At 72.0% G+C, this 15085-nt stretch carries 11 protein-coding genes; 4 read left to right on the top strand and 7 right to left on the bottom strand.

Annotation, left to right across the window (positions count from 1 at the left end; all coding sequences use genetic code 11):
* Positions 1-29 precede the first annotated feature (29 nt).
* Together C8E87_RS42500 and C8E87_RS42495 are read left to right on the top strand one after the other, a co-directional pair.
* Positions 30-614: an RNA polymerase sigma factor gene (locus C8E87_RS42500; RefSeq protein ID WP_133878962.1), complete on the top strand. Its 585-nt coding sequence runs from the start codon at positions 30-32 to the stop codon at positions 612-614.
* Positions 611-1648 (top strand): hypothetical protein, encoded by a 1038-nt coding sequence (locus tag C8E87_RS42495; RefSeq protein ID WP_133878961.1) that lies wholly within the window; start codon positions 611-613, stop codon positions 1646-1648. The genes C8E87_RS42500 and C8E87_RS42495 overlap by 4 nt, the downstream gene beginning before the upstream one ends.
* Positions 1649-1653: 5 nt before the next feature.
* Here the strand turns inward: C8E87_RS42495 and C8E87_RS42490 are convergent, their stop codons facing one another.
* Together C8E87_RS42490 and C8E87_RS42485 are read right to left on the bottom strand one after the other, a co-directional pair.
* A complete protein-coding gene (locus C8E87_RS42490) occupies positions 1654-2418 on the bottom strand; it encodes an SDR family NAD(P)-dependent oxidoreductase (RefSeq protein WP_133878960.1) in 765 nt (254 codons plus the stop codon).
* The gene (locus C8E87_RS42485; RefSeq protein WP_133878959.1) at positions 2418-3215 is read right to left on the bottom strand and encodes an alpha/beta hydrolase; all 798 of its coding nucleotides are present in this window, start codon (positions 3213-3215) and stop codon (positions 2418-2420) included. The genes C8E87_RS42490 and C8E87_RS42485 overlap by 1 nt, the downstream gene beginning before the upstream one ends.
* A gap of 101 nt (positions 3216-3316) precedes the next feature.
* Here C8E87_RS42485 and C8E87_RS42480 point away from each other — a divergent pair, with 101 nt between their 5' ends.
* Both C8E87_RS42480 and C8E87_RS42475 read left to right on the top strand, forming a co-directional pair.
* Positions 3317-6034 carry an ATP-binding protein gene (locus tag C8E87_RS42480; RefSeq protein WP_133878958.1) on the top strand — a complete coding sequence of 906 codons (2718 nt, stop codon included), beginning with the start codon at positions 3317-3319 and terminating at the stop codon, positions 6032-6034.
* Positions 6035-6108: 74 nt separating this feature from the next.
* On the top strand, positions 6109-8718 hold the full coding sequence (locus tag C8E87_RS42475) for an ATP-binding protein (RefSeq protein ID WP_133878957.1): 2610 nt from the start codon (positions 6109-6111) through the stop codon (positions 8716-8718).
* 69 nt (positions 8719-8787) lie between these two features.
* On the opposite strand, the gene C8E87_RS42470 is transcribed toward C8E87_RS42475, so the two are convergent.
* The 5 genes from C8E87_RS42470 to C8E87_RS42450 all read right to left on the bottom strand — a co-directional run bounded on the left by C8E87_RS42470 (position 8788) and on the right by C8E87_RS42450 (position 14637).
* A complete protein-coding gene (locus C8E87_RS42470; RefSeq protein ID WP_133878956.1) occupies positions 8788-9879 on the bottom strand; it encodes an ABC transporter ATP-binding protein in 1092 nt (363 codons plus the stop codon).
* Positions 9880-9943: 64 nt separating this feature from the next.
* The gene (locus C8E87_RS42465; protein ID WP_133878955.1) at positions 9944-10927 is read right to left on the bottom strand and encodes an ABC transporter ATP-binding protein; all 984 of its coding nucleotides are present in this window, start codon (positions 10925-10927) and stop codon (positions 9944-9946) included.
* A 6-nt stretch (positions 10928-10933) separates the two neighbouring features.
* On the bottom strand, positions 10934-11890 hold the full coding sequence (locus tag C8E87_RS42460; RefSeq protein ID WP_133878954.1) for an ABC transporter permease: 957 nt from the start codon (positions 11888-11890) through the stop codon (positions 10934-10936).
* The gene (locus tag C8E87_RS42455; RefSeq protein ID WP_133878953.1) at positions 11887-12894 is read right to left on the bottom strand and encodes an ABC transporter permease; all 1008 of its coding nucleotides are present in this window, start codon (positions 12892-12894) and stop codon (positions 11887-11889) included. The genes C8E87_RS42460 and C8E87_RS42455 overlap by 4 nt, the downstream gene beginning before the upstream one ends.
* A gap of 72 nt (positions 12895-12966) precedes the next feature.
* The gene (locus C8E87_RS42450; RefSeq protein ID WP_203720643.1) at positions 12967-14637 is read right to left on the bottom strand and encodes an ABC transporter substrate-binding protein; all 1671 of its coding nucleotides are present in this window, start codon (positions 14635-14637) and stop codon (positions 12967-12969) included.
* Between the last annotated feature and the right edge of the window lie 448 nt (positions 14638-15085).

Here is a 15085-nt window from a genome sequence, read left to right as displayed (position 1 = left end):
ATTGGCCCCCTGCCGGACATGGGGCGAGGGTGAACTCCGAAACCGAGGACTCCGAAACCGAGGACGCTGACGAGGGCCGCTTCCGTCGCGCGTACGCTCGCGACTTCGAGTCGCTGCTGGCGTACGCCACGCGGCGGGTCGAACAGCCCGCCGACGCGGCCGACGTGGTCGCCGAGACCTTCCTGGTCGCCTGGCGCCGCCGTCGCGAGCTGCCCGACGGCGACGAGACCCGGCTCTGGCTGTACGGCGTGGCCCGCAATGTGCTCGCCAACCACCACCGGGCCGGGATCCGCCGCGAACGGCTCGGCGTCCGCCTGCGCCGCCGGCTCACCGCCGTGACCAGGGACCCGGGCGCCGAGGTGCCCGAGCGGCTGGCTGTGCACGCCGCGCTCGGCAGCCTCGGCGACCTCGACCGAGAGGTGCTGACGCTGACCGTCTGGGAGGGGCTCAGGCCCCGTGAGGCCGCGATCGTGCTCGGCATCAGCGCCGCCGCCGTCCGTACGCGGTTGTCCCGGGCCCGCGCGAGGGTGCGCGAAGTGCTCGGTGACGATCCCGGATGTGCCGGACATGTGCTCGACGTCCTGACCGCGACCACCCCGGAGGAGGGGCGATGACCGACGACCGGATCGATGAGCTGGTGCGCGGGGCCGACCCGTACCGCCGGATCGACGTGGACGCCGAGAAGCAAGCCCTCCTGGAGGAGATCATCGGCGACAAGCCCAGCGTGTCCCTGGCCCGCCGTCTCGTGCCCGCCCTGGCCGCCGCCGCCGCGGTCACCGCCGTGCTGGCGGTCACGGTCGTCACCCGCGACAACCCCGTACGCCCCCAGGCCGCCCCCGCCACCACAGCGCCCGCCATGACCGGAGGGAACGGCAGGTTCTCGGCGCTCGCCCTGGCCGCCGCCGAGAAGAATCCGCGCCTGCTGATCGGTGAGCCCGGCTGGACCGCGACCGACGTCAACGGCTTCGCCGAGGATTCCGGCGAGATCGTCTTCCGCAAGGACGGCCGTTCCCTGCAGATGACCTGGTACCCGGCCACCGCCTACACCAGCTACCACGACGACCGTAAGCGCGAGAGCGTCCCCGAGCCCACCAAGGTCGCCGGGAGGAAGGCCGACGTCTTCACGTACACCGCAGACGACTTCGCCGCGATGCTCGAGCCCTCCGGCAGCACGTTCGTCGAGCTGCGCACCGGCGGCGGCTGGACCAGAGCCGCCTTCGACCAGGTGATCGCCAAGGTCAAGCAGGTCGGCGTCGAGACGTGGCTGGCCGCCCTGCCCGCGAGCATCGTCACCCCCGAACGGGCCGGCGACGCCCTCGACAAGGTGCTGGCCGACATCCCCCTGCCGCCCGGCTTCGACCGCGCTCAGCTGACCGGCCTCGGCGTCAACGACCCGTACCAGTTCGGCGCCCAGGTCACCGGCCCGATCGCCTGCGCCTGGCTCGACGAGTACTTCCGCGCCGACGACGCCGGTGACTCGGCTGCCCGCGACAAGGCCGAGCAGGCCCTGCGCGGCTCCCACAACTGGAAGGTCCTGAAGCAGATGACTGCCGAGGGCGACTGGTCCGAAATCCTGTGGGAGTACGCGGACAAGGCAGTGGCCGGCGACAACCCCGGCAACTACCGCGAGGGCCTCGGCTGCGACTGAGCCCCTCAGAGGGTGGTGACCAGCCCGCCGTCGATGGGGAAGTCACTGCCGGTGATGTTGGCCGCCTGGTTGCCGGCCAGGAAGGTGACCAGGGCGGCCACCTCGTCGGGACGGGTGAACCGGCCGGTGACCGAGTCGCCCGCGGCCTGCGCGGCCACGGCTTGAGGGTCGCCGCCGGTGGCGGAGGCGACGGTCGCGGCCACCCCGCCCTCACCCAGCCACAGCGCGGTGGCCACCGGGCCGGGGCTGACCGTGTTCACCCGGATGCCGGCCGGGCCGTATTCCTTCGACAGCGATTTGCAGAAGCTGGAGAGCGCGGCCTTGGCGGCGCTGTAGTCGATGACGAGGGGGTCCGGCAGGACGGCGTTGACGGAACTGACCGTCACGATGCTGCCGGACCCGCGCTCGAGCATGCGGGGGAGCACAGCACGGGTCATGCGTACGGCGGTCAGCAGATTGATTCCCAGGGTTGCCGCCCAGTCCTCGTCGGACACCGACAGGAACCCGCCGGTGCGGGGGCGGACCGCGCCTACGTTGTTGACCAGCACGTCCACTTCGGGCACCGCCGCGACGACTGCCGCCGGGGCCTGCGGGTCGGTGAGGTCGGCCAGGAACGACTCGACACCGAGGGCCTTCAGTTCGGCCGAGCCGCCCTTCGACACGGCCGTCACCGACGCGCCCTCGGCGGCCAGTGCCCGCGTGACGGCCAGCCCGATGCCCCGGCTCGCCCCGGTCACGATCACGTTCTTGCCGGACAGTCCGATGTCCATCAGAGCCCCTGCCGCCGCAGCCAGCCAAGCGCGGCGCCGGCGACCTCGCGCCAGCCGCTGTCGATCGTCAGCGAGTGACCGCGGTCCGGGAACTCGACGAGGTCGGTGACGGCCTCGGAGTGCCGGTACTGCTTGAGCGTGGCCCGGGTGACCGCCTCGGGCACGGTGTGGTCCTTGCCCCCGGTCATCAGCAGCAGCGGTCCACGCGACTGGTTGGCCGTGTCGACCTTGGCCGGCGAGTGCGGGTCGAAGTTCGCGGCGGCCGCCTCGAACAGCGGTTTGCCCGGCGCGGGGATGGTCCACTGCTCGTACAGCGCGTCCGACTCGTCCTCGCCGATCGCGTTGCCGAACGCGAACCGGAACTGCTCGGCGGTCAGTGACACCGCGCGGTGCCGGTTCGCCGGATTCCGGAACACCGGCAGCGTGGCCCGCAGCGCCGACAGCGGCAGCGGCAGTACGCCCTTGATCTGGGCGGCGTCGATCGCGACGGCGGCGCGGGCCAGGTCCTGCCCGAGCAGTTTCTGCGCGATCATGCCGCCGAACGAGTGGCCGATGAGGATCGGGGCCGAGCCGAGGCCGCCGATGATCTGCGCGTAGTGCTCGACCACGTCGTCGATCCCGTGGTCGGCGATGCTCTCGGGGTTTTCGCGGGCCTCGGCCACGGTGTCGGGGTCTCCGGGCCAGCCCGGGGCGATCGGCGCGTACCCCTGCGCGGAGAGCAGCTCGATCCACGGGTTCCACGAGGTTGCGTGCAGCCAGAGTCCGTGGATGAGGACCACGGGTGTCGGTGTCGTCATGCCGTCAGGACACCACCTCGGGCCCTCACTTCGGATCAGGGAAAGCCCACAGTCCGGATGGGCCATTGCGCGAGCGAACCGGGGCTCCATAGGGTCAGCCCGTGACGCTCTTCGTCGGCCGGGCGGGGGAGTCCGACCAGCTCAGGGCCTGCGCCGACGAGGTGCGGGCCGGTGGTTCCCGGTTGGCCGTCGTCGAGGGCGAGGCCGGCATAGGCAAAAGCTCGCTGCTGCGCGCGTTTTCGGCGACACTCGGCGACTTCACGATCCTGCGCGCCGCCGCCGACGCGTCCGAGACCGATTTCCCGTACGGGGTGATCCAGCAACTCGCCGGCCGGGCCGCCCTCGAGGCATTTCCCCTGCTGTCCGCCCCGGCGGCCGACACGTCCCCGCACGTGATCGGAGGTCAGCTGCTTCTGCTGCTGGGCGAGTTGCAGAAGTCCGGCCGCCCGGTCGCGGTGATCGTGGACGACCTGCACTGGGCCGACCAGCCGTCGACGCGGGCGCTCGGCTTCGTCCTGCGCCGCCTGTGGTCCGACCGTGTCCTGACCCTGCTGGCGACCCGGCCGGTCGTCGATGCCGCCGACGAGTCGCTGGACAGGCTGCTGAAATCGTCGGACACGGCGACGAAGGTCGCTCTCGGCGGCCTGGGCAGCGACGAGGTCGCGCGACTGGCGGGGGCGATGATCGAGGGACCGGTGACGGCAGGCCTGAGTGAGCGGTTGCACACCTATACCGGCGGGCACCCCCTGCATCTGCGTACGGTGCTGGCCGAGGTGCCCGCCGGCGTGCTGCGCGACGAGGGCCTGCACCGCTGGCCGGTGCCGCGCTCGCTCGTGGTCGCCATCAACGCCCAGCTCGATCGCCTGCCTGCCGAGTCGCGCGAGCTGCTGGAGGCGCTGGCCGTGCTGGATGCCCGGGTGCCGCTGTCGTCGGCGGGCCGCCTCGCCGGTCTGGCCGATCCGGCCCGCGCGCTCGGTCCGGCGCTGACGGCGGGCCTGGCCGTGTGGTGGCCGAACGAGCCGCAGAGTCCCGTCGGTCTGGTGCACGCCCTGCAACGCGACGCGCTGTACGACGCGCTCGCCCCGGAACGCCGCCGCCTCCTGCACGCGGGCGCGGCCGAGCTCGTGGGCACGGCGGCGAGCTGGGCGCATCGGGTCGCCGCGGCGTCCACGACCGACGAGGAGCTGGCCGCCGAGCTCGAGCGGTCGGGCCTGGCCGAAGCCGCGCTCGGACGCAACGCCGTGGCCGCCACCCGCCTGCGCTGGGCGTCGGCGCTGTCCGAGGGCCGCGCCGACCGGGAACGGCGGCTGCTCACGTCCTGCGCCCAGTCCCTGCTCACCCTGCGGGCCGACACCGCCCTGCCGCTGCGGCCGCAGGTCGAGGACTGCGCGCCGGGCCCGCTGCGCAGCTGCGTCCTGGGGATCATGGACATGATGGCGGGCCGGATCCCCACCGCCGAGGCCCATCTGCGCCTGGCCTGGGAGGACTCCGGCGGGGGCCGGGCCGCCGCCCTGGCCGGCCTGTTCCTGGCCCAGATCACGATCGCGAGCGGCCGGGGCGCCGAGACGGCCGAGATCGCCCGGCGCACCCTGGCCGCCGGTGACCTCGACCCGTCCACCACCGACCTCACCCGCGCGCTGCTGGCCACCGGCCGGATGTGGCACGAGGGCCCCCGCGCGGCGCTGGACGAGCTGACGCATCTGCCCGAGGCGAGCGTCGACGTCCGCGACGACAACCTGGACACCCTGGCCACCCGCGGCGTGATGCGCCTGTTCCTGGGGCATCTGCCCGCTGCCCGCGCCGATCTGCGGACCGTGGCGCTGCGCGACCAGCAGGGCGCGGGTTCCCGGCTCGGTCCGGCCACGCTTGCCCTGCAATCCGTTGTGCACTACCTCGCCGGTGAGTGGGACGAGAGCGCGTCGGCCGCGGACAGGGCCCAGGCGGTCGCCTTCTCGCAGGATCAGCTGGCCTTCGACGCGGCGGGCCGGTTCGCGGCCGTCTGCGTCGACGCGGGCCGCGGCGACTGGGCCGGTGCGGGCCGTCGCCTCGACGAGCTGTCGGCCATCGTGCAGTCGTTCGGGTCGCCGCCCGACATCGTCTACTCGTCGCTGGCCGCTGCCACCGTGGCCCAGGCCCGCGCCGACCCCGCCGGGATCCACCGCTCGTTGCAGCCGCTGCTCGAAGGTCCGGGCCTGCGGTACAAACCCTTCCGGCTGTGGCAGCAGTCCCTGCTCGTCGAGGCGCTCACCGGGGCCGGCCGGCTCGACGACGCCGAGGTGGTGCTGCACGATCTGCGCGACGAGCACGACGGCGGTTACCTGCGCGACGTCGTGGCCCGGCTCACCGGCGGGATAGCCGAGGCCCGCCACAGGCCCCGAGACGCCGAAGAGGCGTACCGGCGGGCGCTGGGCGTCGAGGTCGACGGCGACACCGCGCCGCTGTATCGGGGCCGGTTGGAGCACGCGTACGGGAAACTGCTGCTGGCCACCGGGATCGGGTCGCGCCGGGACGCGGCGACCTGGCTCACCCGGGCGCACCGCCGCTTCAGCGTGCTGCGGGCCGAACCTTTCCGGCAGCGCTGCGAGCAGGACCTGGCCGCCGCGGGCTTGACCGCCGACGACCCCGGCCGCCCCCTGACCCTGACCGAACGCGAGCTGTCGGTGGCCCACGTCATCGCCCAGGGCCGGACGAATCAGGAAGCGGCGGCGGAGCTGTACGTCAGCCAGAAGACCGTCGAGTATCACCTGTCGCGCATCTACGCCAAGCTGGGCATCTCGTCCCGCCGGCTGCTCGCCGACGCGCTCAAGGAGCGACCCTAGGCCCGGGGTTCAGGGTTCGTCCCTGGTGTACCCGGGCGGCGCCGGATGGTCCCCTGGTGCGGGGGTGATGCCGGATGTTCATCGGCCGTCACGAGGAACAGCGAGTCCTGGCCGGTCTGGTGGCCGGGGTGCGGGACGGGCGCAGCGGCACGCTGGTGCTGGCGGGTGAGCCGGGCGCCGGCAAGACGAGCCTGCTCGGCCAGGTGTCCGGTCTCCGGGTTGTCCCGATCGCCGGGGCCGAGCCCGAGAGCTGTCTCGGCTACGCGGCGCTGCACCGGTTGCTGCGACCGTGGCTGCCCGGCATCGGCGCGCTTCCCCCATCGCAGCGCGACGCCCTGCGTACGGCGTTCGGGCACCCGGCCGGAGAGGCCGCCGACCGTTACCTCGTCGGCATGGCCACGCTGACTCTGCTCGCCGAGGCATCCACACCGGAACCCCTGCTCTGCGTGATCGACGACGCGCAGTGGCTCGATCGGGAGTCGGCCGACGCGCTCACGTTCGTGGCCCGCCGCCTGCACGCCGAGTCCCTCGGGCTGCTGTTCGCCACCCGCCCGGACGGGCTGGCGCCGGTCAGCGGGCTGCCCACGACGACGCTGACCGGCCTGCCCCGCGACGACGCCCGCACCCTGCTGTCGGCCTGCGCCGCCGGACGCCTCGACGACACGGTCGCGGACCACCTCGTCGGCGGCACGGGCGGCAATCCCCTGGCCCTGATCGAGCTGGCCCGCACCCTCACGCCCGGCCAGCTCGCCGGCCTCGCCCCGCTGCCCGCGCCGCTGCCCGTCGGTGACCTGCTCGAGACCCACTTCCTGCGGCAGATCACGCCGCTCCCGGCGCCCACCCGGCTGGTGCTGCTGCTCGTCTCGGTCGCGCCGCCCGACAACCCCGCGCTGCTCTGGCGGGCTGCCGCGCACCTGGGCGTGACCGCCGACCAGGCCGACGCCGCGCACTCTGCCGGCATCCTGACCGAGTCCCTCGGCTTCCGGCACCCGCTGATCCGTTCGGCCGTACACCGCGGCGCCGACCCGGCCGACCGGCGGCGCGTCCACGCCGCCCTCGCCGCGGCCCACGACCCCGTACGGGATCCCGAACGGCACGCGTGGCATCGCGCGCAGGCCACTATCGGGCTCGACGAAGAGGTCGCCGCGCTGCTGGAGAAGGCCGGCGAACGCGGCGGGCACGCCGAACGGGCCGCTTTCCTGTCCCGGGCGGCCGACCTGTCGCCCGACCCCCGTGCGCAGGCCTCGCGCCTGGTCGCGGCGGCCCGCGCTCACCTCGTGCTGGGCGACCCGGCCACCGCCGGGCGGATGCTCGACCGCGCCGAGCCCGGCCTCGACCGTCCGGTGCCCCACGCGCTGGCCCGGCAGGCTCGGGCCACGGCCGAGATGTACGCGGGCCGGTATGCGACGGCCCCCCGGATTCTGCTGGAGGCGGCTGCCTCGATCGCCGGCCCGGACCCCGCGCTGGCCCGCCGGATGATGTTCGAGGCCCTGCAGGCCCACCTGGCCGGCGGCTGTCTCACCCCGACGGAACTGGCCCGCGCGGCGCCGGCCGCCCCGGACTCCTACCTGGACCTGTTCCTGATGGGCTACGCCAAGCGCCTGGCCGGTGACTACCGCGCCGCCGTGCCGCTGATGCGCGACGCGCTGACCGCCCTCGGCTCGGACGACGATCTGGCCGAGGCGGGTCCACCGCTCGCCGCCATCAGCCTGGTCACCGCCGACGACCTGTGGGACGAGGAGGCCGGGCGGCGGGTGTGGCGCCGGCTCGAGGCGTACGACCGCCGCAGCGGCGCCCTGGGCACGCTGCGGACCACGCTCGCGGTCGGGGCGGCCTGGGAACTGCGAGCGGGCCGGTTCGACGCCGCCGAGGCGCTGCACGACGAGGCGGCCGACCTGTCGCAGGTGGTGGGGCAACCCCAGCGGGACACCGTCCAGCGGGCCGAACTGCTGGCCTGGCGGGGCCTTGCGACCGGCTCTGATCCGCTGGCGTGCCACGCGACGGCCGTCCTGGACATCGGCCTCGGCGACTATCCCTCGGCCCTGGCCCGCCTGCGCTCCTCGCTCGACGACGACAAGCCCGGCGTCGCCGCCCGAGCCCTCCCCGAGATCGTCGAGGCCGGCGTCCGCAGCGGCGACCACGAGGTGGCCAAGGCGGCCTTCGTACGCCTGGAGCAGCGCGCGCCCCACAGCGGCACACTTTGGGGCCTGGGCCTGCTGGCCCGCTGCCGGGCACTCATGACCGACGACGCTGAAGCCTTCTACCGCGAGTCGCTGGACCTGCTCGGCCGGACCTCCCTCGCCACCGAGCTGGCCCGGACCCATCTGCTGTACGGCGAGTGGTTGCGCCGCCGACGCCGCCGAGCCGACGCCCGCGTCTCCCTGCGCGTGGCCCACGACATGTTCACCCGCATGGGCGCCGCGGCTTTCGTCTCCCGTACGCGGTCCGAACTTCTGGCCACAGGCGAGCGTCCCCGCCCGCGCGGCGCCCGCGCCGACGACCATCTGACCCCGCAGGAACGCCAGGTCGCCACGCTGGCCGCCGCGGGGGCCACCAACAGCGAGATCGCCGCTCGCCTGTTCCTGAGCACGTCGACGGTCGAATACCACCTGACCCGCATCTTCCGGAAGCTGTCCATCACGTCCCGCAGGAAACTGGCCGCCGCCCTCAACCCCGGCGCCTGACACGGGGTTCTCACCCACCGCCGCCCGGCCAGGTCGCGCAAAGCCAGGCGGCCGCCGCCCTGGGGACTCCTACTGCGTCGGGAGGTCCGGCTGGGTGGGGATGAGCTCTCCGCCCAGCCCGCTGTCGGCCTCCGGGCGTACGAGTTCGGCCTGGACCTCGTGGGGGCGCAACGCACCGCTCAGGATGTCCTCGGCGAAGTGGCAGGCCACGCGCTGGCCCGAGTCGTCGAACACCCGCAACTCGGGCCGTGACGTGGCGCAGCGCTCCTGCGACCACGGGCACCGCGTACGGAATCGGCAGCCGCTCGGCGGGTTGGCGGGGGAGGGCAGGTCGCCGACGAGCAGCATGCGTTCGCGGTGGTCCTCCACCTGCGGGTCGGGGATCGGGACGGCCGAGAGCAGCGCCCGCGTGTACGGGTGGAGCGGCCGCTCGTACAGCTGATCGGCGCTCGCCTCCTCGACCAGCGCGCCCAGGTACATCACGCCGATGGTGTCGGAGATGTGCCGGATGACGGCCAGGTCGTGCGCGATCACCAGGTAGGTCAGGCCCAGGGATTCCTGCAGGTCGTCGAGGAGGTTGACCACCTGGGCCTGGATCGACACGTCGAGCGCGGACACCGGTTCGTCGGCCACGATCAGTTCGGGGCCGAGCACCAGGGCGCGGGCGATGCCGATGCGCTGGCGCTGCCCGCCGGAGAACTCGTGCGGGTATTTGCGCAGCGCGGACGCGGGCAGGCCGACCGAGTCGAGCGTGGACCGCAGGCGCTGCTGCATCTCTGTCCGCAGGCCGTGCGCCTTGAGCCCCTCGGTCAGCAGCGACTCCACCGACTGCCGGGGGTCGAGGCTCGACATCGGGTCCTGGAAGACCATCTGCATGCGCCGCCGGAACAGCCGCAGCTTCTCGCCGGCGAGCGCGCGGACGTCCGTGCCGTCGAACGTGATGCCGCCGCTCGTGGGCTCGACCAGGCGCAGCAGGCCACGGCCCAGCGTCGACTTGCCGCAGCCGGACTCGCCGACCAGGCCGTACGTCTCGCCCCGCTGGATCGCCAGCGAGACCCCGTCGACGGCGTAGACGTGCCCCACCGTACGGTCGAAGAACAGTCCGCTTTTGATCGGGAAGTGGACCTTGAGGTCGTCGATCTCGACGAGCGCGCCGCTCACGCCGAAGCCCCCATGGCATGCCCTCGTGGCCCTACGGCCGCTTCGCTCACTCCGGTACAGTCGATCATGCCGGCACCTCCAGCGGTACGGGGTTGGCGCAGCGCAGCGCGCCGCCGCGGAAGGTCGGCTCCAGGGGCACCGTCTCGCCGATGCAGGCGTCGACCACCCGATCGCAGCGCGGGGCGAAGGCGCACCCCTCGGACCAGGGAATGTTGTCGCTGACCGAGCCGCGGATCTGGTGCAGCCGTTCCCCGCGGCCGGCGTCGAGCCGGGGCACCGACTGCAGCAGACCGTCGGTGTACGGGTGCCTGGGCTCGGCGAACAGGTGGTGGCGGTAGGCCCGTTCGACCACCTTGCCGGCGTACAGGACGTTGACCGTGTCGCAGAGCCCGGCGACCACCCCGAGATCGTGGGTGATCATGACCAGGGCCGTGCCGGAGCTGTCGACCAGGTCCTTGAGCAGCGTGAGGATCTGCGCCTGGATGGTCACGTCGAGCGCCGTGGTGGGTTCGTCGGCGATCAGCAGGCGCGGTTTGCAGGCCAGCGCGATGGCGATCAGCGCGCGCTGCCGCATGCCGCCGGAGAGCTGGTGCGGGAACTCCTTGAGCCGCCGGGACGGGTCGGGGATGCCGACCGCGTCGAGCAGCTCACGGGCCTCCCGCAGGGCCGCCTGCCGGGTGCGGCCCTGGTGGCGTTCCAGCACCTCGGCCACCTGCACGCCGAGCGGGATGACCGGGTTCAGCGAGGACAGCGGATCCTGGAAGATCATGCCGATGTCGCGGCCCCGCCAGTCGCGCAGGTCCTGCGGGCGCAGCCGGAGCAGGTCGGTGCCGTCGAACAGGACCTCGCCGGTGACCTTGTTGCCGCGGCGGGGGAGCAACCCCATGATCGCCAGGCTGGTCACGGATTTGCCGCAGCCGGACTCGCCGACCAGGCCGACCGTCTGTCCGGGTTCCACGGTGAAGCTCACGCCGTCGACAGCGGTGACGGGCCGGGTGCCCTTGCGCTGGAAGACGACCGACAGATCACGTACGTCGAGCAGAGGCATGACAGATCACCGCCGGTTCTTCGGGTCGAGCGCCTCGCGGATGCTCTCACCGAGCAAGGTGAAGCCGAGAGCCACGAGGATGATGGCCAGGGCCGGGAAGTAGGCCAGTTCCGGCCGGACCTCGAAATACCGCACCCCGTCGACACCGAGCATCAGGCCCCACTCGGCCCGGTTGATGTCCGGGTCGCCCAGGCCGAGGAACGACAGCGCGGCCGCGTCCAGGATCGCCACCGCGAAGGTCAGGGTGGCCTGCACGATGACCGCGGTCAGCGAGTTCGGCAGCATGTGCCGCAGCACGATGTCGCGCTGTTTGACGCCGAGCGAGCGGGCGGCCAGCACGTGGTCGCTCTCGCGTTGCGACAGCATCGACCCGCGCAGCAGCCGGGCGAAGATCGGCACGTTGACGATCGCGACCGCCATGATCACCGTCCATTGGGTGGACTCGCTGGCCAGGGCGACCAGGGTGATCGCCAGCAGCAGGCTGGGCAGGGCCAGCATGACGTCGGTGAGCCGCATGATCAGCACGTCGACCCAGCCGCCGGCAGCACCCGCCAGCGCGCCCAGCAGCACGCCGATGAGCAGGCCGATCAGGGTGGCCAGGACGCCGACGAACAGCGTCTGCCGGGCGCCGTAGATCATCCGGGACGCGAAGTCGCGGCCCAGCGGGTCGCTGCCCAACGGGTGCCCGGCCGACGGGCCCGGGATGTTGTCGACCGTGAGGTCCTTGGTCAGTTCGGGAAACCGCTGGATCGGGTCGTGCGGCGCCACCAGCGGCGCGAAGATCGCGATGACCAGGAACAGCAGGATGATCGTGGCGCCGACGATCGCGGTCGGGTTGCGCAGCAGCCGGCGGCCGGCGTCGCGCAGCAGGCTGACCCCGCCCGGCTCGGACGTGCGGGCGATCAGCTCCTCGATGCGGCGGCGCTTGTGGTCGGCGAGGGCCGAGATTCCCCCTGGGCTCATCGCACACGCACCCTCGGGTCGATGATCGCGTACGAGAGGTCGACGATCAGGTTGACCACGACGAAGACGGCCGCGGCGAGCAGGATCAGGGCCTGCAGGACGGGGTAGTCACGGCTGCCGCTGATCGAGTCGGTGATCAGCGTGCCGAGGCCGCCCCAGTTGTAGACCTTCTCGGTCAGCACCGCGCCGGCCAGCAGCGCGCCGGTCTGCAGGCCGATGATGGTGACCACCGGCAGCAGGGCGTTGCGCAGCACGTGCCGCTTGCGGATGGTCGGGCTGCGCAGGCCCTTGGCGTCGGCCGTACGGATGTAGTCCTCGTCGAGCACGTCGAGGACGCTCGCGCGGGTGATCCGTACGATGATCGCCAGCGGGATGGTGGCCAGCGTGACCGCGGGCAGCACCAGATGCCACAGCGCGTCGGCCGAGGCGTCGAGCTCGCGGGTCAGCAGCCCGTCGAGCACGAAGAAGCCGGTCACCTCGGTGTTGTTGGTGCCGGTGCTGATCCGGCCCGAGGGCGGGAAGACGTGCACCCCCTGGGTCAGCCAGTCCTTGAGCAGGTAACCCAGGAAGAAGATCGGGATCGAGATGCCGATCAGCGTGACGATGATGGTGGCGTTGTCGAGCAGCCGTCCGCGGTACCGGGCCGCGAGGTAGCCCAGCGGGACGCCCAGCCCGATCGCGATGATGATGGCGGCCAGGGCCAGTTCGACGGTGGCGGGGAAGGATCGGCTGATCACCTCCGTCACCGGCTCACCCGTACGGATGGAATTGCCGAAGTTGCCGGTGACGACGTTCTTGAGGAAGCGGCCGTACTGCACCCAGATCGGCTGGTCGTAGCCGAGGGCCCGGGTCAGCAGCTCGCGGGTCTGCGGGGTGGCGCGTTCGCCGAGCAGCGCGTCGACCGGCCCGCCGGGCAGGCTGCGCAGCCAGAAGAAGACCAGCGTCGTCAGGGCGACCAGCGTGACGACCAGCTGGATCAGGCGGCGCGAGATCACTCTCACCATGGAGGTTGTCCTTTACGTCCGCGCGGGGCGGCCCGGACCTGTCGAAGGTCCGGGCCGCGGCCGTGCCGGGATCTACTTGGTGAGCGAGACGGTGTTGAACTCCTCGGCGGTCAGCGGGCTGGGCACCAGGCCCTCGACGTTCTTGGCCGTGGCCAGCGCCGGCGGGGCGTGCCAGATCGGCACGGCCGGCAGCCACTTGGCCGCCAGGTCACGGTTGACCTGCTCGAACGCGGCCTTCTTGCCGGCCGGGTCGACGGTCGCGTCGGCCTTGCCGATGGCGTCGAACATGTCGGTCATCGCGTCGTCGCCGAACTCGGCCTTGGCCCGGCCGAAGAACGTGCCGACGAAGTTGCCCGGGTCGTTGTAGTCGCCCGTCCAGCCGAGCATGTGCAGGTCGTGCTTGCCGAACTGCTGCACGTCGTCCTTGAAGCCGCCGTTCCAGGGCCGGGGAACGCCGTTGACCTTGATGCCGGCCGCCTGCAGGTCGTTGGCGAGCACGGTGAAGATCTCCTGCGGGTTCGGCATGTACGGCCGGGACACCTCGGTCGGGTAGTAGAAGTTGAGCGTCAGCCCGGTCGCGCCGGCCTCGCTCAGCAGCTGCTTGGCCTTGTTCACGTCGTACTCGTACTTCTGCACGTCGCCGGCGTAGCCGACCACGGTGTCGGGCAGGAACTGGTCGGCCACCTTCGCGCCGCCCGGGCCCTTGGTCTGCACGAGCTGAGCCCGGTTGAGCGCGTACGCGATCGCCTGCCGTACGCGGAAGTCCTTGAGCTTGGGGTTGTTCTTCTGGTTGATGCCCAGGTACAGGATGTTGAAGGCGGGCCGGTCGAGGACCTTGTAACCCTCGCCGGCGAGGGCCTTGCGGTCGGCCGGGGCCGGGAAGTCGATGGCCTGCACCGTGCCCGCGCGCAGTTCCTGCTTCCGGGTGTTCTCATCCTTGATGATCTTGATGATCATCTTGTCGACCTTGGCCTTGTCGCCCCAGAAGTCGGGGTTCTTGTTGAGCGTGATCTCACCGGTCGACTTGTTCCAGCCGCCGAAGACGAACGCGCCGGTGCCGGTCGGGTGCTCGTTGGCGAACGCGCTGTACGAGAACGAGTCGCCGTTCTGCGTCACCGTGTTGGCGTCGTACTTCTTCATCGCCTCCGGGCTGGCGATCGAGAACGCGGTCAGGGCGAACGCGCCCGGGAACGCTCCCTTGTAGCGCTTCAGCGTCAGCACCGCGGTCGACGGGTCCTGCGCCTTGCAGTTGTCGTAGAGCGCGTCCGGGTTGCCGGCGAACCCGCCGAAGACGTCCGTGTAATAGATCATCTGGGACTGGGCGGCCTCGCCCTTCATGTTGTACCAGCGGTCGAAGTTCGCGCAGACCGCCGCCGCGTCCAGCGGGGTGCCGTCGTGGAACTTGACACCCTGGCGCAGCTTGAACGTCCACACCTTGCCGCTCGGGTCGTTCTCCCAGCTCTCGGCCAGGCCGCCGACCAGCTCGGCGGTGCCCGGCTTGTGCGTGACGAGGGTGTCGTAGATCTGGCGGATCGGCCGGAACGACTCACCGTCGTCGTTGAAGATCGGGTCGAAGTTCTTGGGGTCGCCGGCGCCCGCGAAGATGAAGGTGCCGCCGCTCGCGGACGAGCCCTCGTCACCACCGTCGCGGTCGCTCTCGGCGCAGCCGGCCGCGCCGATCATCAGCGCCGCTACGGCGCCGGCGGCGACGAGCCTTGTGGCCCGCATCCTGGTCGCACGCATATGTTCACCTCGTCCTCGTGGGTACGGACAAACGCCATGACGGTGGTCACCGTTGGCGAGACACTAACCACTCACCTCCCACCACATGGGAGGTTGGTATCGGATCGTGTCCTTTGTGGCGGCACGGTCAACGGTCGTCACAAGTGGATCGCCGCTTCTGGAGGGTGGCCCGTTCGGCGCCGCGATCATTCCGGCGGAGGGCGGTAGCGTGCCGTCGTGGGGTCCGAGGATGACTTGCGGTTGTTGCGCGCGTACGAGCCGGTGGTCCGGTTCACTCAGGGGGAGTACTTCTTCCCGGTTTCGGCCGAGCGGTATGTCGAGCGGGCCGGGCTCTGGCGGCTGGAGGCCGGGGAGAGCGCAGTCGAGCAGGCGCCGGGTGGGCTGACGCTTGACGGGCTGGCCGCGGCCGGGGGCGCCGAGCAGGGGCTGCAGTTGTCGCTGTCGGGGG

The organism is Paractinoplanes brasiliensis (assembly GCF_004362215.1).
Classification (GTDB): Bacteria; Actinomycetota; Actinomycetes; order Mycobacteriales; family Micromonosporaceae; genus Actinoplanes; species Actinoplanes brasiliensis.
This window is presented reverse-complemented; position numbering and strand designations above follow the sequence as displayed.

Bases quoted from the DNA above. Each gene is read 5' to 3' on its own strand.
- C8E87_RS42495 (WP_133878961.1), top strand. From the start codon at position 611: ATGACCGACGACCGGATCGATGAGCTGGTGCGCGGGGCCGACCCGTAC.
- C8E87_RS42490 (WP_133878960.1), bottom strand. From the start codon at position 2,418: ATGGACATCGGACTGTCCGGCAAGAACGTGATCGTGACCGGGGCGAGC.
- C8E87_RS42485 (WP_133878959.1), bottom strand. From the start codon at position 3,215: ATGACGACACCGACACCCGTGGTCCTCATCCACGGACTCTGGCTGCAC.
- C8E87_RS42475 (WP_133878957.1), top strand. From the start codon at position 6,109: ATGTTCATCGGCCGTCACGAGGAACAGCGAGTCCTGGCCGGTCTGGTG.
- C8E87_RS42465 (WP_133878955.1), bottom strand. From the start codon at position 10,927: ATGCCTCTGCTCGACGTACGTGATCTGTCGGTCGTCTTCCAGCGCAAG.
- C8E87_RS42460 (WP_133878954.1), bottom strand. From the start codon at position 11,890: ATGAGCCCAGGGGGAATCTCGGCCCTCGCCGACCACAAGCGCCGCCGC.
- C8E87_RS42455 (WP_133878953.1), bottom strand. From the start codon at position 12,894: ATGGTGAGAGTGATCTCGCGCCGCCTGATCCAGCTGGTCGTCACGCTG.
- C8E87_RS42450 (WP_203720643.1), bottom strand. From the start codon at position 14,637: ATGCGTGCGACCAGGATGCGGGCCACAAGGCTCGTCGCCGCCGGCGCC.